Annotated in this window: 17 protein-coding genes and 3 tRNA genes; 15 read left to right on the top strand and 5 right to left on the bottom strand. The window is 47.8% G+C overall.

What is annotated here, in order from left to right; genetic code table 11:
- Positions 1-10: 10 nt before the first annotated feature.
- The 15 genes from ruvC to CWI76_RS05215 all read left to right on the top strand — a co-directional run bounded on the left by ruvC (position 11) and on the right by CWI76_RS05215 (position 15,431).
- A complete protein-coding gene (ruvC, locus tag CWI76_RS05285; RefSeq protein ID WP_126759272.1) occupies positions 11-532 on the top strand; it encodes a crossover junction endodeoxyribonuclease RuvC in 522 nt (173 codons plus the stop codon).
- A complete protein-coding gene (gene ruvA, locus CWI76_RS05280; RefSeq protein WP_126759271.1) occupies positions 529-1,149 on the top strand; it encodes a Holliday junction branch migration protein RuvA in 621 nt (206 codons plus the stop codon). Before ruvC ends, ruvA begins: the two co-directional genes overlap by 4 nt.
- Positions 1,150-1,365: 216 nt before the next feature.
- Positions 1,366-2,367 carry a Holliday junction branch migration DNA helicase RuvB gene (gene ruvB, locus CWI76_RS05275; RefSeq protein WP_126759270.1) on the top strand — a complete coding sequence of 334 codons (1,002 nt, stop codon included), beginning with the start codon at positions 1,366-1,368 and terminating at the stop codon, positions 2,365-2,367.
- A gap of 442 nt (positions 2,368-2,809) precedes the next feature.
- On the top strand, positions 2,810-3,247 hold the full coding sequence (gene ybgC, locus CWI76_RS05270) for a tol-pal system-associated acyl-CoA thioesterase (protein WP_198678559.1): 438 nt from the start codon (positions 2,810-2,812) through the stop codon (positions 3,245-3,247).
- Positions 3,237-3,932, top strand: a complete 696-nt coding sequence (gene tolQ, locus CWI76_RS05265) for a protein TolQ (RefSeq protein WP_126759269.1) — start codon at positions 3,237-3,239, stop codon at positions 3,930-3,932. Before ybgC ends, tolQ begins: the two co-directional genes overlap by 11 nt.
- Positions 3,929-4,363, top strand: a complete 435-nt coding sequence (gene tolR, locus CWI76_RS05260) for a protein TolR (protein WP_126759268.1) — start codon at positions 3,929-3,931, stop codon at positions 4,361-4,363. The genes tolQ and tolR overlap by 4 nt, the downstream gene beginning before the upstream one ends.
- Positions 4,363-5,289 carry a cell envelope integrity protein TolA gene (gene tolA / locus CWI76_RS05255; RefSeq protein WP_241967953.1) on the top strand — a complete coding sequence of 309 codons (927 nt, stop codon included), beginning with the start codon at positions 4,363-4,365 and terminating at the stop codon, positions 5,287-5,289. Before tolR ends, tolA begins: the two co-directional genes overlap by 1 nt.
- Positions 5,290-5,301: 12 nt before the next feature.
- The gene (gene tolB, locus CWI76_RS05250) at positions 5,302-6,657 is read left to right on the top strand and encodes a Tol-Pal system beta propeller repeat protein TolB (RefSeq protein ID WP_404408431.1); all 1,356 of its coding nucleotides are present in this window, start codon (positions 5,302-5,304) and stop codon (positions 6,655-6,657) included.
- 54 nt (positions 6,658-6,711) lie between these two features.
- Positions 6,712-7,251 (top strand): peptidoglycan-associated lipoprotein Pal, encoded by a 540-nt coding sequence (gene pal / locus CWI76_RS05245; RefSeq protein WP_126759266.1) that lies wholly within the window; start codon positions 6,712-6,714, stop codon positions 7,249-7,251.
- Positions 7,252-7,269: 18 nt separating this feature from the next.
- Positions 7,270-8,013, top strand: a complete 744-nt coding sequence (gene ybgF / locus CWI76_RS05240; protein ID WP_126759265.1) for a tol-pal system protein YbgF — start codon at positions 7,270-7,272, stop codon at positions 8,011-8,013.
- Positions 8,014-8,152: 139 nt separating this feature from the next.
- Positions 8,153-8,228 (top strand) — tRNA-Lys (locus CWI76_RS05235).
- 31 nt (positions 8,229-8,259) lie between these two features.
- Positions 8,260-8,335 (top strand) — tRNA-Lys (locus CWI76_RS05230).
- Positions 8,336-8,407: 72 nt separating this feature from the next.
- On the top strand, positions 8,408-9,454 hold the full coding sequence (gene nadA / locus CWI76_RS05225) for a quinolinate synthase NadA (RefSeq protein WP_198678558.1): 1,047 nt from the start codon (positions 8,408-8,410) through the stop codon (positions 9,452-9,454).
- A gap of 98 nt (positions 9,455-9,552) precedes the next feature.
- The gene (gltB, locus tag CWI76_RS05220) at positions 9,553-14,016 is read left to right on the top strand and encodes a glutamate synthase large subunit (RefSeq protein WP_126759264.1); all 4,464 of its coding nucleotides are present in this window, start codon (positions 9,553-9,555) and stop codon (positions 14,014-14,016) included.
- A complete protein-coding gene (locus tag CWI76_RS05215) occupies positions 14,016-15,431 on the top strand; it encodes an FAD-dependent oxidoreductase (protein WP_126759263.1) in 1,416 nt (471 codons plus the stop codon). The genes gltB and CWI76_RS05215 overlap by 1 nt, the downstream gene beginning before the upstream one ends.
- Positions 15,432-15,490: 59 nt before the next feature.
- Here CWI76_RS05215 and CWI76_RS05210 read toward each other — a convergent pair whose 3' ends face one another.
- The 5 genes from CWI76_RS05210 to CWI76_RS05190 all read right to left on the bottom strand — a co-directional run bounded on the left by CWI76_RS05210 (position 15,491) and on the right by CWI76_RS05190 (position 19,973).
- On the bottom strand, positions 15,491-16,300 hold the full coding sequence (locus CWI76_RS05210; protein WP_126759262.1) for an SDR family oxidoreductase: 810 nt from the start codon (positions 16,298-16,300) through the stop codon (positions 15,491-15,493).
- A 2-nt stretch (positions 16,301-16,302) separates the two neighbouring features.
- Complete coding sequence (locus tag CWI76_RS05205) at positions 16,303-17,082, bottom strand: ZIP family metal transporter (RefSeq protein WP_126759261.1); 780 nt, start codon at positions 17,080-17,082, stop codon at positions 16,303-16,305.
- A 17-nt stretch (positions 17,083-17,099) separates the two neighbouring features.
- A complete protein-coding gene (gene ggt / locus CWI76_RS05200; RefSeq protein WP_126759260.1) occupies positions 17,100-18,824 on the bottom strand; it encodes a gamma-glutamyltransferase in 1,725 nt (574 codons plus the stop codon).
- 92 nt (positions 18,825-18,916) lie between these two features.
- Entirely contained in the window at positions 18,917-19,231 is a 315-nt protein-coding gene (locus CWI76_RS05195) for a HigA family addiction module antitoxin (RefSeq protein ID WP_126759259.1), read from the bottom strand.
- A gap of 651 nt (positions 19,232-19,882) precedes the next feature.
- A tRNA-Ser gene (locus CWI76_RS05190) sits at positions 19,883-19,973 on the bottom strand.
- Positions 19,974-20,245: the final 272 nt, after the last annotated feature.

The following is a 20,245-nucleotide window of genomic DNA, read 5'->3' as shown; positions in this document are numbered from 1 at the left end:
GGAGCGAATCATGGCCATAATTCTGGGAATTGACCCAGGTTCACGCCTTACCGGCTATGGTGTGATTCGCCAATCAGGCAATCAAATTACCTATTTAGGCAGCGGCTGCATCAATGTGATGCGCAGCCTTAAAGGCGAAGCCGAACCAACTCTTGCCGATAAGCTCAAAGTTATCCATGATGGTATTGTTGAGCTTATTGCGCAGTTTCAACCGACTGAATTCGCTATTGAGCAAGTGTTTATGGCACGCAACCCTGATTCTGCGCTAAAGTTAGGTCAGGCTCGAGGTGCTGCGATTGTCGCTGCAGCCGGTGCTGGTTTGCCAGTGGCAGAATATGCTGCGCGTTTGGTGAAACAGGCGGTGGTAGGCACGGGTGCTGCTGACAAGACGCAAGTGCAGCACATGGTCATGGCGATGCTGAAACTGCAGCATAAGCCGCAAGCTGATGCCGCCGACGCGTTAGCTGTTGCGTTGTGCCATGCACATACACGCACACAACTCATACTAAAAACAACAAGGGGACGCGCGTGATTGGTCAATTAACAGGAACGTTAATCGCTAAGCAACCACCTGAAATTCTCATTGATGTACACGGCGTTGGCTATGAAGTTCAGATGCCGATGACTTGTTTGTATGAACTTCCAGATATTGGCGAGCAAGTAAAAATCATCACACACTTTGTGGTGCGTGAAGACGCGCAACTGCTTTATGGGTTTAATACGTTTGCAGAACGCATGCTATTTCGGCAACTGATAAAAGCGCAAGGTGTCGGCCCGAAGTTAGCCCTTACTATTATGTCTGGTATGACGGCGCATCAGTTTGTTCATGCTGTAACACACGATGATGTCTCCACGTTGGTTAAACTTCCGGGTGTAGGCCGCAAAACAGCGGAACGCTTAGTTGTTGAAATGCGCGACCGATTAAAAAATTGGGGTACGGCAACGCCTGCAACCGATGCTGCCCCAATTGACTTTGGTGAGATGAATCCAACGATTAGCGGTAGCTCGCCGCGCGACGACGCGCTGAGTGCATTGTTGGCGCTTGGCTACAAGCCAGCCCAAGCTGAGAAAGCTGTCGCGGCGGCACTCAAAGCTGAACCCGAAGCACCAAGCGAAGCCCTCATCCGCTTCGCGCTGAAGAATATGTAGCCCGGCGTTTCACGCCGGGTGGCGCGCAGCGCCGTGAATATCAGGGCTTCCGCGGTGTTCTATTCAGCGTACCAAGATGTGCGAAAATATAGAGATTAGTAGTAATTTGGGAGAATAACAGCGCGTTGCGCTACCCGGCGTTATAAAGTGTAACGACGGGCAATAACAGCGCGTTGCGCTACCCGGCGTGAAACGCCGGGCTACGGGGTGTTAACAATGATTGAGCCAGACCGCATAAATCAACCGCAGGCGAGCAGCGAAGATGAAGTGATTGATCGCGCTATTCGTCCTAAGCATCTTGCTGATTACACCGGCCAGAAGCATGTGGTTGAGCAAATGGAAATTTTTATTCAGGCCGCTAAGCAGCGTTCTGAGGCGCTCGATCACGTCTTGATTTTCGGGCCGCCAGGGCTAGGCAAAACAACCCTAGCGAACATTGTTGCCAATGAATTGAACGTAAATATCCGGCAAACTTCAGGGCCTGTGCTAGAAAAAGCGGGCGACCTTGCGGCATTGTTAACCAACCTTGAAGAGCATGATGTGCTGTTCATTGATGAAATTCACCGGTTGAGTCCGGTGGTTGAAGAAATCTTGTATCCGGCGATGGAAGATTATCAGCTCGATATTATGATTGGTGAAGGCCCTGCGGCTCGTTCGATTAAACTCGATCTTCCACCGTTTACGTTGGTGGGAGCGACAACGCGAGCTGGCGCTTTAACGTCGCCATTGCGTGACCGGTTTGGCATTGTCCAGCGGCTTGAGTTTTATAATGTGGAAGAGTTAACCACGATTATTCGTCGCTCAGCTAAATTCTTGAACTTGGATTTAGAAGCTGATGGAGCGCTAGAGATAGCGCGCCGCTCGCGCGGTACGCCGCGTATTGCAAATCGTTTGCTACGACGTGTGCGTGATTTTGCCGAGGTAAAGAATAGCGGTCATATTGATCAACCAACGGCGGCAGCTGCACTTGCGATGGTCGATGTTGACGAGGCGGGATTCGATTACATGGACCGCAAGTTGCTATTGGCAATTATCGAGAAGTTTATGGGCGGGCCAGTCGGGTTAGATAATTTGGCGGCAGCGATTGGCGAAGAGAAAGACACGATTGAAGATGTGTTGGAGCCTTATTTAATTCAGCAGGGGTTTTTGCAGCGAACTCCGCGGGGAAGAATAGCGACGCCACACGCCTACGCCCACTTCGGCTTAGGGAAAGACTAAAAGCGTTACTCGTTATTCGTTATTGGTTATTCGTGAGTTTAGCTCGCTGTTGAGCTCGGAATCAGATTTGCTCACTTTTTTGTGTGTTCGTTTTGGTTTCTCGTTTTCTTGTTTTTTCGAACAACGAATAACCAATAACGAATAACGAACAAAAAAAAGCCCGCTCATGGAGCGGGCAAAATACAGAACAACAAGGAAGTTAAATCCAGGGAACAATAACAGGAAGAAGTGACAACCGGTCTCTTCGTATCTGATATCTGACGCGCATTATACGGAGGACTGACCACCTTTCAAACGAGAAAAATTGTGTTTCACATTATTTTTACTAATGCGACTCTGGTTTTGGTGGTTAAAAAATGCGCTAACATAAATTGGTCAGACCAAAATATGGCTCGAATATTAAGGGTTTTGTAAAAATTGGTCAGATCGTTAAGATAAAAAAATGTCTGGTGTAAAATTGAACAAGTTAACATTTGAATGGCCGATTCGGGTCTATTACGAAGATACAGATGCTGGCGGTATCGTTTATTATGCGAACTATCTCAAATTCCTTGAGCGGGCGCGGACAGAATGGTTACGCTCTTTAGGGATTGAACAGGATACGTGGCTGTCGCATCGAATTGGTTTCGTCGTGCGCCAGGTGCAGATGGATTTACTGCAGCCGGCAAGATTTAATGATGAACTGATAGTAACGGTTGTGGTCGAACGCCTCGGAAAGGCGTCGGTGGTATTTACGCAGCAAGTGTTGCATGCCAATCGATCGGTTTTATGTCAGGCGCAAATTAAAGCTGCTTGTGTCAATTTAGGAGAATCTGGTGAGTCGGTGAAAGCGGTGCCGATGCCAGCAGAAATATTTGAGGTGTTAAAACGTGCAAACTGAATTGTCGATAACTGCGCTGATTTTAGAAGCTAGTATTGTTGTCCAGCTGGTAATGCTGTTGTTGTTAGCGTTCTCGGTGGTTGGTTGGATGATGATTTTTCAACGTGCGAAAATTATTAAAACAGCAACGCAACAAGCGTTAAGTTTTGAAGACCGGTTTTGGTCCGGTGTTGATTTGGCTCGTTTATTTCAGGAAGTTTCGGCGCGCGCACAAAACGCCTCAGGAATGGAAAAGATTTTTCACGCGGGCTTTAAAGAATTTGCCCGTTTACGCAAGAACGAAACGTTAAGCCAACAGCAGATGTTGGATGCGTCATACCGTGCAATGCGCGTGGTTCACTCACGCGAACTCGATCGTTTAGAGAGCAATTTGTCGTTTCTAGCGACAATCGGCTCAATTAGCCCTTACGTCGGCCTATTTGGCACGGTTTGGGGTATCATGAATGCGTTTATTGGCTTAGGAGCGGTGCAGCAAGCAACACTTGCTATGGTTGCACCAGGTATCGCTGAAGCACTGATTGCAACAGCGATGGGCTTATTTGCGGCAATTCCAGCAGTTATTGCATACAACCGATTTACATATCGTGTGGAAAAAGTAGATAACCAATACGTCAACTTTATGGACGAATTAATGGCGATATTGCAGCGCCAAGGTTCGCAATCAAAAGCAGGTGCTGCGGCATGATGACGGTAACGCGTCGGCGCCGGAAGCAGGTGTCGGAAATCAATGTGGTGCCATACATTGATGTCATGTTGGTTCTACTGATTATCTTTATGGTGACGGCACCATTGATTACGCAAGGTGTGAAAGTGGATTTGCCAAAAGCATCAGCGGAGCCGCTAGACCCTGAGAGTAAGCCGCCAATTGTTGCGTCAGTAGATAAGGATGGTAATTACTATTTGAGCACCAATAACGACCCCAATGCCGCTATGGATGTGGTTGATTTGGCGGTTGCTGTACAGGCTGAGCTTCAGGTAAGTCCTGATCGTCCCGTGGTTGTGAAAGGCGATGGTTCGGTACAATACAATCAGGTTGTCCAGTTAATGGTGCTGTTGCAGCGAGCTGGCGTACCGCAGGTTGGTTTGATGACAGATAACTCAGCAGGTGATCAGTAGTGGCAAAGAAGAGTTGGTCATGGCCTAGTGATTGGACAGTGCCTTTGGTACTGTCGCTGTTAGTGCATGTTGCGGTTGTCGGTTTGATGATCTTCGGCATGCATTTCCAGATGCCATTTGATAAGCCGCTCCAAGTAGAGCTATCAGCTCCTAACGCGCCACAACCTGATAATCAAGAAATTGTACAAGCTGTGACTGTTGACCAAGCGGCAGTTGAGAAGCGTGTAAATGAAATTCGTGAACGTGAGCGTCAAGCGGAGCAAGCTGAGCAACGACGCCAAGCTGAACTTGAACGCAAGGCAGCTGAGGCTCGCAAAGCACGCGAAGCAGAGCAACAGCGGTTACGTGAGTTGCAAAAGCAACAAGAAGATGAACGGCGTCGCTTAGAGCAGGAAAAAGCGGCAGCGAAGAAAGAGCGTGAAGAGGCTGAAAAAGCGGCTGCGGCTGCCGCCGAACGGCGTAAGCGTGAGGAAGAAGCGGCGGCCAAGGCTGAAGCGGAACGTCAACGCAAAGAAGAAGAGGCGCGCAAAGCTGAAGAAGAGCGTAAACGTCGTGAGCAAGAAGCGCGTGAACGTGCCGAGCGAGAGCGACAGTTGCAAGAAGAATTAGCCCGAGAAGCTCAAGAGCGTGCGGCGGCTCGACGCCAGCAAGTTCAAAGTGAGGTTGATCGATATTCAGCGCTGATCAGGAATACGGTTCAACGTAACTGGATTGTCGATGATTCGATGCGCGGTAAAGAATGCCGCTTAAATATCACCCTATCGCGAAGTGGTTTTGTTACTTCAGTAAGTGAAGGTGAGGGTGACCGCGCTGTGTGCGAATCGGCCCGACGCGCCATCTTGAAAATTGGTACACTACCGATGTCAAATGACCCAGACGTGTACGAAGAAATGAAAAATATTACGTTCCCATTTATCGCGGATTAAATGAAGAAGCTTATGATGAAGAAACTGCTCATTTGTGTTGTAACCGCGGCTAGTTTGCTGATTTCTAGCCAGCCGGCCAAAGCCTCACTTGAAATTGTCATTACTGGCGGTATCGATTCGGCGCGTCCTATTGCTGTCGTACCGTTTAAATGGTTGGGGAATGGTCCGAAGCCAGAGGGGCTTACGGAAGTTGTAGCTGCCGATTTAATGCGCAGTGGTAAATTTAATCCAATTCCGGTAAATGGTATGCCGCAGCGGCCATCAAGCTCCGCTGAAATCGATTATACAGCGTGGGCAGGTTTAGGCGTCGAGGCTGTACTGGTAGGCACGATTGAGCCACATTCGATGGATCGCTATACCGTCTCGTTTGAGATTGTTGATATTTTACGAGGGCAAATTACCAGCGGTACTCAAGTTCTTCGTAACGGTCAATTGGTGACATCAGAAGATCATATACTGGATGCACGCTCGAGTGTTATTTCAGGTGATCAATTCCGCCAGTACTCCCATCGTATTTCAGATATCTTTTACGAAACCTTAACCGGTCAACGCGGTGCGTTTATGACCCGTATAGCGTATGTTACTGTTAACCATGAGTTAGATAAGCCGTATGAGCTTGTGGTGGCGGACTACGATGGTTATAACGAGCGGGTGCTGCTACGTAGCCCTGAACCGTTGATGTCACCGTCTTGGTCGCCAGATGGAAATAAACTGGCGTATGTCAGCTTTGAGAACAAAAAACCTGAGATTTTCATTCAGGACATCTATACTCGTAGTCGAGAACGGATGACACAGTTCCCTGGCATTAATAGTAGTCCAGTGTTTTCGCCGGATGGCAAAAGCTTAGCTATGGTGCTATCGAAAGATGGCAACCCAGAACTTTACGTGATGGATATCGCGACAAAGCGTTTACGTCGAATTACGAATCATCACGCGATTGATACTGAGCCAGCTTGGTCGCCAGACGGTAACTCGCTGATTTTTACGTCAGAAAGGGGTGGCAGACCACAACTTTATAGCGTAAATTTAAGTTCAGGCCAGGTTCGCCGATTAACCTTTGAGGGCGAACAAAACTTGGGCGGAACGTATTCGCCAGACGGTAAGCAAGTGATTATGGTTAACCGGACACAAGGTAACTATCACATTGCACGTCAGGACTATCCAAATGGTACGATGCAGGTTTTAACGCAGACAGCTTTGGATGAGTCGCCAAGCTTGGCACCGAATGGTAGTATGGTGATTTACAGCACCACCCATAATAACCAGCAAGTACTGGCGCTGGTATCGGTAGACGGACGATTTAAAGCGCGTTTACCTGCGCGAGAAGGTGAAGTAAAATCACCGTCGTGGTCACCGTTTTTACGTTAGTACGAATGTTTTAAAGCAAGTTCAATCACTTACATGAAAGAAAGGAACGCGGACATGAACGCAAACAAAGCCTTAAAAAGTCTGTTCATTGCAGTACCTATGCTGACTCTTGCAGCATGTAGCTCTAACCAAGGTGCTGAGGAGGCTGTTGACCAGCAAACTAACCAGCAGCAAGAGCAGCAACAAGATCAATCAGGTGTTGATGTTGGCGCTGTAGAGCGTGAAAAAACTCCTGAAGAAATTCGCGCTGAAAAAGTTGCTGAATTGCGTCAAGAAAACATGGTTTTCTTCGCATTCGATGATTCACGTATTTCATCTGAGTATGCACAAGTATTAGCAGCGCACGCTGACTTCTTGGTTGAAAACCCGAACGTAACAGTAACTGTTGAAGGTCACTGTGACGAGCGTGGTACACCTGAGTACAACATCGCGTTGGGCGAGCGTCGTGCGAAAGCTGTTGCACAATACTTGCAGAACTTGGGCGTAAGCTCTAGCCAGATCACGACCGTTTCTTACGGTGAAGAGAAGCCGTTAATCAACGCTTCAAACAATGACGCCTACGCGAAAAACCGCCGCGGTGTACTCGTTTACTAAGTAACTCTGGTTGAGCCAATGCAAAAAGTAATCTTAGTATTGGCCTTTCTGATTCCCGGTGTCCTGCATGCGCAGGCACCGGTTTCTAAGTTAGGCAGTGGATCGTTAGAAGAACGTCTTAATCAACTCGAACGTGTTATGGATGCGCGTAATGCAGCGCAGATGGCACTGTTAGACCAAATGTCTCAGTTGCAAGATGAGGTTGCTGAACTTCGTGGTAAAACGGAAGAACACGCATATCAAATTGAGCAGATTCTGCAGCGTCAACGTGAAATCTATCAAGAAATCGATCGACGTTTAGCGTCACAGCCAGCAGCTCAATCACAACCGGCGCAAGTGAATACAACAGCGGTTGATACGAGTAGCTCAACGAATTACTCAGCAGATCTATCAGAAAACGAAGCTTACGAACAAGCCATTCAATTGGTTCTTCGCGATAAACGATATGATGCTGCAGTGCCAGCCTTTGAATCATTTATCGAAAAATATCCGAATTCTACGTACGTGCCAAACGCGCACTATTGGTTAGGTCAGTTGTTATTTGCTGAAAGCAAGTACGACCAAGCGAAAGGTCATTTTGCGACTGTTGTTAGTGACTTCCCAGATAGTAATAAGCGTGGTGATTGTCTTTTGAAACTGGGCATTATTGCGCAGCAGCAAGATGATAAAGCGAAAGCGCGCGAGTTATATAATCAGGTGATTAGCGAATATGCTGATTCGACGGAAGCTGGTTTAGCACGTAAACGCCTCGACAATTTGTAAAATTCCTGTAGAAAATTCGGGTAAATGTTCGCAAATTGAGCAAACGCACCCGATTCCTTCAATTTACAGTTGCAACGAGCGGCTTTTTAAGTAAACTATGCCGCCGTTGCCACTGATAAGTGTGTAACGCGAAAGTGATGGGTTGTTAGCTCAGTTGGTAGAGCAGTTGACTTTTAATCAATTGGTCGCAGGTTCGAATCCTGCACAACCCACCAATCACTCTCACCTCCTTCAAAGTTTTATTATGGGTTGTTAGCTCAGTTGGTAGAGCAGTTGACTTTTAATCAATTGGTCGCAGGTTCGAATCCTGCACAACCCACCACTTTATTTTTTCCCTTCGCGCCCCAATTTGATTTATAATCGTCAAACTTTTTTAAGGCATTGAAGTGGTACCATGAGCATTACGGCAGAAATTCAAGCACGGGTAATTGATAGCTTAGATTATCCATTCCCGCCTAAACCCAAAGCGCTATCAGACGCTGAAAAAGCAGAATACACCGCACGTATTAAACAATTATTACGTGAAAAGAATGCGGTATTGGTTGCGCATTATTACACCGATCCGGAAATTCAGGCTCTCGCTGAGGAAACTGGCGGTTGTGTAGCTGATTCGCTTGAAATGGCGAGATTTGGTGCGAAGCATGAAGCAGACACGCTGATTGTTGCTGGGGTGAAGTTCATGGGCGAAACCGCCAAGATTCTTACTCCGCATAAGCGCGTGCTGATGCCAACGCTAGAGGCGACTTGCTCGTTGGATATAGGCTGTCCTATTGAGGAATTCTCGCGGTTCTGCGATGAACACCCTGATCGTACTGTGGTGGTCTACGCGAACACCTCGGCAGCCGTTAAAGCACGGGCAGACTGGGTTGTCACTTCAAGTATTGCGCTTGAGGTTGTTGACCATCTTGATGCGAATGGCGAAAAGATTTTATGGGGACCTGATAAACATTTAGGGGCCTACATTGAGAAGCAAACAGGCGCTGACATGATCATGTGGCAGGGCGCTTGTATAGTTCACGATGAGTTTAAAACGAAAGCTCTCGAAGACTTGAAGCGTGTTTATCCAGATGCGGCAATTTTGGTCCATCCAGAGTCGCCACAGTCCGTCGTCGAAATGGCTGATGCCGTAGGTTCAACATCGCAGCTGATTAAAGCAAGCCAAGAGTTGCCAAATGATACCTTTATTGTGGCAACTGACCGTGGCATTTTCTATAAGATGCAGCAGTTGTCACCGAATAAACATTTCATTGAAGCGCCTACTGCTGGAAACGGTGCGACTTGTCGCAGCTGTGCTCATTGCCCGTGGATGGCCATGAACGGTCTTGTGGCAATTGCAGAAGCGCTTGAAAACGGTGGTGCAAAGCACGAGATTCATGTTGATGCAACATTGGCTGAACGAGCTTTGAAACCATTAAATCGCATGCTTCAGTTTAAAGGTTAGCGCCAACTCCAATCACCGTACTTTATAGTGATTATATTTGCGTCAAATTAACTTCATGCTTAAGGTGGATTATTCACTTTCTGCATGAGGTTGTATAAATGGCGCTCTATTCACATGACGACGTACGCGACAACTGTGGATTCGGACTGATTGCTCAAGTTGATGGGCAATCCAGTCACGCCATTATTACCAAGGCGATTACCGGGTTAGCAAACATGCAGCATCGCGGTGGTATTAATGCTGACGGCAAAACCGGCGATGGCTGCGGATTACTCCTCCAGTTACCCCAACAATTCTTTCGTGATTATGCGACGAAGCAGAATTGGCACCTGAGTAAGAAATTTGCCGTTGGCATGGTGTTCTTAAGTACGGCCCCAGAAACTCAAAAAACTCAGAAGCAAACTTTAGAAGCGGAATTGCGACGCGAAACGCTCAGTGTGGAAGGTTGGCGTGAAGTACCTACAAACGCTGACGTACTTGGTTCGATAGCGCGGACAACGCAACCAAGTATTCAACAGGTGATTGTCAGTGCCCCGCCTGGTTGGCGTAAAAAAGATTTAGAGCGACGGTTATACATGGCTCGGCGCAGAACCGAGCAATTGTTGGCTAACGACTCGAGTTTCTATGTGTGTTCACTTTCTTGCTTGGTTATCGTTTACAAAGGTCTGATGCTGGCGAAAGATCTTGCCAATTTCTACCTTGATTTAGCTGATCCAACGTTAACAACGAGCCATTGCGTATTTCACCAACGATTTTCAACTAATACTCAGCCACAGTGGCGCTTAGCTCAACCCTTTCGCTTTCTTGCACACAATGGCGAGATAAATGCCATTCGAGGCAATCGCCAGTGGGCCTTGGCGCGACAGTACAAATTCCACTCGCCGTTATTACCCGATTTGCAACAAGCAGCTCCGTTTGTAAACAGTGATGGCTCGGATTCATCGGCGTTGGATAATATGCTTGAATTACTTTTAGCCGGAGGCATGGATTTGTTTCGTGCACTACGGCTTTTAATTCCTCCAGCCTGGCAAGGTAATGCGACGATGTCTGACCCGTTGCGCGCTTTTTATGAATTTAATTCAATGCATATGGAGCCATGGGATGGTCCAGCCGGAATCGTCATGAGTAATGGACGGCAAGTTGCCTGTAGCTTAGATAGAAACGGATTGCGCCCCGCCCGCATGATTGCCACGAATGATGGTTTAGTTACTATCGCATCAGAGGTTGGAATTTGGGATTACAAAGACGAAGACGTGGTCGAGAAAGGACGGCTCGGGCCTGGTGAAATGGTGGCCATTGATACCTATACCGGGCGTATTTGGCGCAGTGGTGAAATTGACGACGATTTGCAGCAGCGACATCCTTATCGCGATTGGTTGAATCAGCATATCCGCCATCTTACGCCGTTTCGCGAGTGTGCTGCGGAACATCTTGGTCAGCGCCTATTTGACGACGCGACGATGGCTATTTATCACAAGTTACATATGTATAGCCGCGAAGAATTACTGCAAGTGCTGGCCGTGCTGGCGGAAGATGGTCATGAGGCAACTGGCTCGATGGGCGATGACACGCCAATCGCTGTTCTTTCGCAACAACCGCGCGATGTTTTTGATTATTTCCGCCAGCAATTTGCGCAAGTAACGAACCCGCCGATCGATCCAATTCGTGAACGACATGTCATGAGTCTCGCGACTTGTATTGGTCGCGAGCAAAATGTCTTTAATGAGACGTCAGGGTATGCGGAGCGCGTTGTGATTGAGTCACCGGTATTAATGTATACCGACCTCAAGCAGTTACGGGAGTTGCCAAGTGAACATTATAAATTAGCCGTTTTAAATCTAGGCTACGATGCGCATTCCGATAACTTGCAACAGGCGCTCGTCAAGTTAACGACGGAAGCCGTGAGGCTAGTACGCGATGAGGCTGTGGTGTTGGTTGTTTTGAGTGACCGAACCCTCAACAAAAATCATCATCTGATTCCGGCGGCACTGGCGGTGGGAGCAGTACAACAAGCATTAGTTCGTGAAAGTCTGCGTTGTGATTCGAATATTATTGTTGAAACTGGTGCGGTTCGCGATGCGCATCAAATGGCCGTGTTAATTGGACTTGGCGCTACCGCGGTATACCCATTTTTAGCGTATGAATCGATTGAACAACTGGTCGAGCGAGGCGATATCGACCTACCAGTTCGCGATGCACTGCAAAACTATCGTGAAGGGATCAATAAAGGGCTTTTGAAGATCATGTCCAAAATGGGCATCGCTACGGTTGCCAGTTACCGCGGTGCGTGTTTGTTTGAGATTGTTGGTTTAGCTGCTGAAGTTCGTGAGCGTTGTTTTGCGCATGCACCCGCTCGCATTGGCGGCGCCACCTTCGCAGATCTTGAGACACAAATTCAGAAGATATATTCAAAAGCATGGTCTAGCCATCATAAGATCACTGCCGGAGGCCTGCTGAAGTACGTGCACGGTGGTGAGTACCATGCTTACAACCCTGACGTGGTGATGAGTTTGCAGCAAGCTGTTAATCGAGGCGATGCAAATGCCTACCAACAATTTGCCGATCATGTTAATCAGCGTCCAATTAGCTTTATTCGGGACCTTTTGGTACCCACAGCCGTCGCCAAGCCGCTAGATATTTCTGAGGTGGAGGCTGCAACTGAACTATTCCATCGTTTTGATACGGCGGCCATGTCAATCGGCGCATTAAGCCCCGAGGCGCACGAAGCGTTAGCGCAAGGGATGAACCTGATTGGCGGACACTCTAATTCTGGTGAAGGGGGCGAAGACGCACGGCGTTTTGGTACGGATAAGAATTCGCGAATTAAGCAAGTTGCTTCGGGTCGGTTTGGGGTGACGCCGCACTACTTGGTAAACGCCGACGTACTACAAATAAAAATAGCTCAGGGCGCAAAACCCGGAGAAGGCGGGCAGCTTCCTGGTGAGAAGGTCACGGCTGAAATAGCGAAGCTACGCTATGCTGTGGCCGGCACGACATTAATTTCTCCGCCGCCGCATCATGATATCTATTCGATAGAAGATTTAGCGCAATTGATTTTCGATCTAAAACAAGTGAACCCAAAGGCTTTGGTTTCTGTAAAGCTCGTATCATCGCCGGGCATAGGCACCATCGCGACTGGTGTTGCAAAAGCTTATGCCGACTTAATTACCGTATCGGGCTATGACGGCGGTACCGGTGCTAGCCCGCTAACTTCCGTAAAACACGCTGGTTCTCCGTGGGAACTAGGGTTAGCAGAAGTTCACGAAGCGCTGGTGAGCAATAATCTGCGCCATAAAGTGCGTGTTCAAGTGGATGGTGGCTTAAAGACTGGGTTAGATGTGATCAAAGCGACTATTCTAGGTGCTGAGAGCTTTGGTTTTGGTACGGCACCAATGATTGCTTTGGGGTGTAAGTACCTGCGCATCTGTCACCTAAATAACTGTGCAACAGGTGTCGCAACGCAAGACGAAGCATTGCGCCGTGAGCACTTTACAGGCTTGCCGGAGCGGGTTGCTAAGTATTTTGAATTTGTCGCCGAAGAAGTACGGTTTTGGCTCGCACAACTTGGCGTGACACAGCTCACCGATCTCATCGGGCGAGTCGATCTGCTGACCCGCGTTGCCGGTGTAACACGAATGCAAGAGCAGTTAGATTTATCGAAATTACTTGAGGCTGCAGCCACTGATAATGGGCTACCACGCTATTGCACCGAAGCAAATATTCCGCATGACTCTGGCGAGTTAAATCGAGAGTTAATGGCGGTCACGCATGATGCTATCGAACAGCGATTAGGCGGTACATGGCAGTTTAAAATTCGCAATTATGATCGTGCTGTGGGGGCAAATTTAGCTGGTGCCATTGCGAAAAAATACGGCAACCAAGGTATGGCGCCGCATCCAATTACCCTGCAGTTTCAAGGCTCGGCAGGTCAAAGCTTTGGTGCATGGAATGCTGGCGGGTTGCGTCTTGAGCTCATCGGGGATGCCAACGATTACGTTGGCAAAGGTATTGCGGGCGGGCGAATTGTTTTACGTTTTCCGACGTCAGCCAACTACCGTAACGATAATCCAATCATCATGGGTAACACCTGTTTGTATGGGGCAACAGGCGGCAAAGTATTTGCTGCTGGTTGTGCTGGTGAACGATTTGCTGTGCGTAATTCTGGGGCAACAGCGGTCGTTGAGGGGGTGGGCGACCACGCTTGCGAATATATGACAGGCGGTATTGTTGTGGTGCTTGGTAACACAGGTATCAATTTTGGTGCAGGGATGACTGGCGGATTTGCTTTTGTTCAAGATTCCGACGGAAGCTTGAGTAAACGGATTAACGCTGAGCTCATTGAGCTTTGTACGGTTGAAGATGCGCGATCACAAGAGCTTTTACGGGGGCTGATTCATGAACACTATGAGCACACCGGCAGTGAGCGAGCGCATCAGTTACTAGCACAGGGGCAAACGACATTTTCGCAGTTTGTATTGGTGAAGCCAAAGGCGGTGCAGTTGGCTGATTTGGTCGGTCATCGCGCGCGATCAACGGCTGAACTGCGCGTGGAGGTGATGTAATGAGCAAGAACATCTATCAATTTCTTGATGTACAGCGTATCGATCCTCCCAAAAAAGCGTTGCGGGAGCGCCAAATTGAGTTTGTCGAAATTTACGAACCGATGTCGGAGCTACAAGCGCAAGGCCAGTCTGATCGTTGCTTAGATTGCGGCAACCCATACTGTGAATGGAAGTGTCCGGTGCACAATTATATTCCGCAGTGGCTGGAGCTGGTGCAGCAAGGTCGCATTTTTGAGGCCGCAGAGCTTTGTCATGAAACGAACAGTTTGCCCGAAGTATGCGGTCGCGTGTGTCCGCAAGATAGGCTGTGTGAGGGCGCGTGTACGCTCAATGATGACTACGGTGCGGTGACTATCGGCAGCATTGAGAAATACATTACCGATACCGCATTTGCGCAAGGGTGGCGACCCGATCTTTCCCATGTTGAAGCGACCGATTTCAAAGTCGCGGTGGTTGGCGCGGGACCTGCAGGATTAGCATGTGCGGATGTTTTGATTCGCCATGGTATTACGCCTGCTGTTTACGATAAATATCCAGAAATTGGTGGTTTACTGACGTACGGCATTCCGCCTTTTAAACTGGAAAAATCGGTACTTGAACGCCGTCGTGAGATATTCACCGATATGGGCATTCAATTTAAGTTAGGCGTGGAAGTTGGTCGCGATGTGCTATTTGCAGATCTTGTACAGAAGTATGATGCAGTATTTGTGGCATTAGGAACCTACCAAGCGCTTGACGGCAAACTCCAAGGCTTAGATGCCAAAGGTGTGCACCATGCGTTGGCGTACTTGATTGGCAATACTCAGACATTAATGAATGAACAGATGCCCGCGTATCCGCTGATAAATCTTGAAGGCAAAAGGGTTGTGGTTCTAGGCGGTGGTGATACTGGTATGGATTGCGTGAGAACGGCGATACGCCAGCAAGCTGAATCGGTGGTTTGTGCTTATCGACGTGACGAAGGCAACATGCCGGGCTCGCGTCGTGAAGTACAAAATGCTCGGGAAGAGGGCGTTCAGTTCGAGTTTAATTTGCAACCGATTGCAATTGAAAACAAAGAAAATCAGGTGGTGGGTGTGCGAATGATTCGTACCGAGCTGGGATCGCCTGATAGTAATGGACGACGTCGACCACAACCGGTACCCGATTCTGAGTTTGTGATGCCTGCAGATGCAGTTGTGATTGCTTTCGGTTATCAACCCAACCCACCGCAGTGGCTGCAAGATGAAGGTGTTGAACTGTCGGAGTGGGGCACGGTAATTGCCGACGAATCAAGTCGTTACCCACTACAAACCAGTAATCCGAAAATATTTTCTGGTGGCGATATGGTACGCGGTGCCGATTTAGTGGTTACCGCCATAGCCCAAGGCCGAGCCGCCGCACTCGGCATTGCTGATTATCTAACATCCGGTTAGTTGTATTTTATAGTTTTTTCCAATAACGAATAACCAATAACGAATAACGAATAACGCGATTAGAGATGCGGGTGGCGCAGTTGATAGCCGGTAGCTCGCATCTTAGCATTGCTGAGCCGCTTGCTGCCGCGAGGCCCGACTTCATTCGTGCGCTTTAACCCGTCAATCGAAACGCCAAGTTGCTGTGCGATGCGTGCATAGGCTTGTTCTTGCAAGAGTGGCTCGTTGTCGCTAACAACGTAGATTTCTTCTTGTTGCTCAGGATGCTGGAGTAAATAAGTAATAAATCCAGCGACATCGTCGCTATGAATGCGATTTGTCCATGCTGGGGTGATCACAGCAGTGCCGTCTTTAATTTGCTGCTTCAGACGCTCGCGACCCGGACCATAAATACCCGAACAACGTAACACCGAAACTTTCGCTGGGCTGCCAAGAATCACCTGTTCCGCTTGCAATAGCATTTCGCCACTATCGGAATCTGGTAACGTTGGGCTCGTTTCGTCAACCCACTCGCCATCGCGTTGGCCGTATACTCCGGTACTCGAAATATAAATAACTCGAGGCGCGGTAGTAAGTTGATGTAGCAAATGCTGTAGATGTCGGCATGGCACAACATAAGCTTGGTGGTAACCATCTCGACTGTAATTGGATGGTGTAAGAGTCATTACGATTGCATCAAATTGACGCGACAGTAATTGGTTTAAGTCGTGTTCACTATTGGCGTCGGCAGCGACGAGCTCAACGCCATTTATAATAGGTTTCGCTTCCGGTGTGCGACATGCCCCAACGACTTCCCAGCCAGATTCCAGTAACAAAGGTGCTGTGCGCTGGGCGATATCACCGTAACCTAACAAAAGTACCTTGGGCATGTTTAAACAGCTCCTAACCAAACGTCCAAAAATAGCATGACGACTAATCCAACCATGAGCCCTGCAGTAGCGCGGCTGTGATGACCGTGTCGGTGCGTTTCAGGAATGATCTCATGACTAATCACAAACAGCATAGCACCGGCAGCAAATACCAACCCCCAAGGTAACAACAGCTCAGATAGATTCACGAAAACGCCACCAAACAGGCCCCCGAGAGGCTCAATAAGCCCGGTTAATCCGGCAACTAAAAAGGCTTTGATATGACTGTAACCAACTGCTACCAAGCCAACGGCAACGGCTAGCCCTTCTGGTAGATTTTGCAACCCGATACCCAGTGCCAATGAAAAAGCTGTTTCCTGCTGACCGCTTCCATAAGCCACGCCTACAGCTAAGCCTTCAGGGAAATTATGAATCGCAATAGCAAATATAAATAACCATACGCCGGCAATTTTGTCGCTGTTAGGCCCCTCGACGCCACTGATAAAGTGTTCGTGCGGCACCATCCGATCAAATAGCGCGATGGCAAAAGCACCAAGTAAGATACCGATAACAGCTATCGCGGCCGGCCATGGACCAGGACCATAAATTTCGGTCGAAATATCAATTGATGGGACAATCAGTGAAAAAAAAGAAGCGGCGAGCATCACGCCTGCCGCAAAACCTAGTAGGGTATCGTTAAATCTTTCAGACGGCTTTTTTCCAATTAATATTGGCAGCGCCCCCACAGCTGTTAAACCACCAGTGATTGTACTCGCCAGTAACGCCGTGAGGACTAACTCCATGATTTATTCCTTTAGTTTTAATAACCTGCCGCATGACCGTCTTTACGGCTTTCTGATGCACCGTAATATACGCCTTCTTCATGATTACGCCAAATGGCTTGATAGCCGCCATACGGTCCCACAGCTTCTTGCAATGTATGCCCCATTTTGATGAGTTCGCGGCGGGTGTAATCGGAGAAACCATTCTCTAAACTAACGGCACCGCCATCGGTCATGACTTCACCCGTAGGCTGGCTCGAGCCGGTATGAAGAATTCGCGGCGCATCACCAGCTTCTTGTAGGTTCATGCCAAAATCAATCATATTGATGAGAATTTGTGCATGCATTTGCGGCTGCGTTGCACCCCCCATCACGCCATAACTCATAACTGGCTTACCATCTTTAGTGACGAAGGCGGGGATGATGGTATGAAACGGACGCTTGCCTGGCTCAAAAACGTTACGATGATTTTTATCAAGCGCAAATAATTCGCCACGGTTTTGAATCACAAAGCCAAGCCCTGTTGGCGTGATTCCTGAGCCCATGCCACGATAGTTGCTTTGAATGAGCGAGACCATGTTGCCATCGGCATCTGCAGTGGTGAGGTAAATGGTATCGCCTTCGGTTGGCGGATTGCCCGGTTCAAAAGATTTGCCAGCACGATTCATGTCAATGAGCTTCGCACGCTGTTTGGCGTAATCTTTGTCGAGTAAGCCTTGCACCGGTACTTCGTTAAAATCTGGGTCAGAGTAATATTTTGCGCGGTCTTCAAATGCCAATTTTTTTGCTTCAACAAATAAGTGAACATATTCAGGGCTATCAAAACCCATGCTAGCCAAGTCGTAGTTTTCTAGAATATTCAGGATTTGTTGAGCTGCGATGCCTTGTGTATTCGGCGGTAATTCCCACAAATCGTAGCCACGATAGTTGGTCGAAACAGGATTTATCCATGTTGATGTATGGCTCGCAAGATCGTCGTAACTTAAAAAACCACCATGCTTTTTCACAAAGGCATCGATGGTTTTGGCGATTTTGCCTTTATAAAACGCATCGCGACCTTCTTTTGCAATGAGTTTGTAGGTAGTGGCAAGGTCAGGGTTTTTGAACATTCTGCCTTTTTGCGGGGGGAGGCCATTCTTCATGAACACATCGGCAAAGCCCGGTTGATTTTTTAGTACGTCGGCGTTGCGCTCAAAATAGTAGGCAATCACTTCAGTAACTGGGAAACCGTTTTCAGCGTATTGAATAGCCGGTGCTAATACTTGTTCCATTGGCAATTTGCCGAATTTTTTATGCAGTTCAAACCAGCCATCAACTGCACCAGGTACAGAGAGCGGCAGAACCCCACGTGCAGGAATAGACTCATACCCGTTCTCTAAAAAGTAATCTAAGGTAAGCGACTTCGGCGAACGACCAGACGCATTCAGACCGTGCAGGCGCTTGCCTTCTGCGTCCCACACTATTGCATATAAATCACCGCCAATACCGTTGCCCGTTGGCTCAACAAGTCCGAGAAGCGCATTTGCTGCAATAGCGGCGTCAATAGCATTACCGCCTGCTTGCATAATTTCGAGTGCAACTTGAGTTGCGAGCGGTTGGCTGGTCGCTGCCATTGCATGTGGAGCCATGGCTTCTGAGCGGGTGGCAAAGTGATGACCAGTAATGCGATCTGCCGCCACTGCGTTGATGCTTGCAGCGCCGCAACTAAGCGCCAAAAGGCAACTTGCCGCCGCCACTTTTGATTTCTGAAAAAGAGACTTCATAATTAGACACTCCAATTTTTCGTGAGGTATCACTTCACTATATGGAGTGTGCATGGAATGAGCAATGTCCGTGATCGCAGATAACAGACCTACTACCGAGCCAACACCTCCTGACAAAATGGCTCAGCTTTGACTTTCGTGATGGATTGAGATGATTGCTGAATATCATACTGAGCTTGACGCGTTAGCCAGTACTCGGCGGAAACACCAGTTGCAACCTCTAACTTAAGAGCAAGTTCAACCGACACCCCAGTATGCCCATTAATGAAGCGCGATAATTGTTCACGTTTCATATATAACTTAGCCGCAGCTTCGGTTATTGAAATACCACAACGCTTCAGGAACCGATCATTCAGTACTTGCCCCGGGTGTTTGATTGCATGCTCTGTACTTGGTAATAGCTGCATAACTTATCCCTCTGAAAAATAATCGACATGGATAACAATGTTACCTCTATACTCGAAAGTGATAGCACCGCAAGATTCAACACCGTTGACGGTTAATACAACATTATTTACGCCGTGATATTGATAGACAGTCCAAAGTTTCGTGAAATCTTCTATGTGAAATTTGTCTGAGTTTAAATCAATTAAAATCTCCAAAATTTCAGATAATGTGGGTTCAGTAAAAGGTAAGCCTTCCACAATATTTTCACAGAAGAACGCCTCCAACGCTTTTGATCGAAAGTTATCAATTAAATAAACCTCCTTGTTTATTTTAGTTGAGCGTTCGTAACACATCAAGTTACGGAGATATTCAGGCAACGCAAGTGGGCAGGGGAGAGAATAACGAGAGGAAAGTAAATTTTTAAGATTACTAAAAATTATTTATCTATTTAAAAACAAAAAGATAAATCTAGATATTCCACTATATAAGGTCGTTAAATAGCTTTAATCGTATGTTTAATTACGAACGTGATGAGCTTCAAAAATGAAAAAACCGCCTGACGGCTGTGCCAAACGGCAATCCTGCCGTTTGGTCGAACCCTGAGAGTTCTCATCAAGTCCGCACTCTCCATCAGATACAAAAAAACCGCCTAACGGCGGTTCTCTTGTATCTGGCGGAGAGAGAGGGATTCGAACCCTCGATACGCGGTTAGCGTATACACACTTTCCAGGCGTGCTCCTTCAACCACTCGGACACCTCTCCTGAAGGTGGCGGTATGATAGGGAAAAGCCCCGGTTAAATCAACTAAGTTATAAAGGCAAAGGCGTTATTCGTTATTCGTTGCTCGTTATTCGTGAGATTAGTTCGCTGGTAAGAACGCAGATGTATTTGCTCACTTCTCTATGTGAGGGTTTCGGGTTTTCGTTTTTGCTTTATCGAGTAACGAATAACGACTAACGAACAACGGCTCTTCAGACCTAAGTCGTATGGGAAAAAGCTGGTAACGCGCTACATTAGACGAAGTAGTAGTAGAT

The sequence above is a fragment of the Pseudidiomarina marina genome (genome assembly GCF_003987045.1).
In the GTDB taxonomy this organism is placed as follows: domain Bacteria; phylum Pseudomonadota; class Gammaproteobacteria; order Enterobacterales; family Alteromonadaceae; genus Pseudidiomarina; species Pseudidiomarina marina.
The sequence above is the reverse complement of the archived record's forward strand: the minus strand, read 5'-3'. Positions and strand labels throughout refer to the sequence as shown.

Bases quoted from the DNA above. Each gene is read 5' to 3' on its own strand.
- gltB (WP_126759264.1), top strand. From the start codon at position 9,553: ATGGCGCTCTATTCACATGACGACGTACGCGACAACTGTGGATTCGGA.
- CWI76_RS05215 (WP_126759263.1), top strand. From the start codon at position 14,016: ATGAGCAAGAACATCTATCAATTTCTTGATGTACAGCGTATCGATCCT.
- CWI76_RS05205 (WP_126759261.1), bottom strand. From the start codon at position 17,082: ATGGAGTTAGTCCTCACGGCGTTACTGGCGAGTACAATCACTGGTGGT.
- CWI76_RS05195 (WP_126759259.1), bottom strand. From the start codon at position 19,231: ATGCAGCTATTACCAAGTACAGAGCATGCAATCAAACACCCGGGGCAA.
- ybgC (WP_198678559.1), top strand. From the start codon at position 2,810: ATGTCTGGTGTAAAATTGAACAAGTTAACATTTGAATGGCCGATTCGG.
- tolR (WP_126759268.1), top strand. From the start codon at position 3,929: ATGATGACGGTAACGCGTCGGCGCCGGAAGCAGGTGTCGGAAATCAAT.
- CWI76_RS05210 (WP_126759262.1), bottom strand. From the start codon at position 16,300: ATGCCCAAGGTACTTTTGTTAGGTTACGGTGATATCGCCCAGCGCACA.
- nadA (WP_198678558.1), top strand. From the start codon at position 8,408: ATGAGCATTACGGCAGAAATTCAAGCACGGGTAATTGATAGCTTAGAT.
- tolB (WP_404408431.1), top strand. From the start codon at position 5,302: ATGATGAAGAAACTGCTCATTTGTGTTGTAACCGCGGCTAGTTTGCTG.
- ruvC (WP_126759272.1), top strand. From the start codon at position 11: ATGGCCATAATTCTGGGAATTGACCCAGGTTCACGCCTTACCGGCTAT.
- pal (WP_126759266.1), top strand. From the start codon at position 6,712: ATGAACGCAAACAAAGCCTTAAAAAGTCTGTTCATTGCAGTACCTATG.
- ruvB (WP_126759270.1), top strand. From the start codon at position 1,366: ATGATTGAGCCAGACCGCATAAATCAACCGCAGGCGAGCAGCGAAGAT.
- ybgF (WP_126759265.1), top strand. From the start codon at position 7,270: ATGCAAAAAGTAATCTTAGTATTGGCCTTTCTGATTCCCGGTGTCCTG.
- ggt (WP_126759260.1), bottom strand. From the start codon at position 18,824: ATGAAGTCTCTTTTTCAGAAATCAAAAGTGGCGGCGGCAAGTTGCCTT.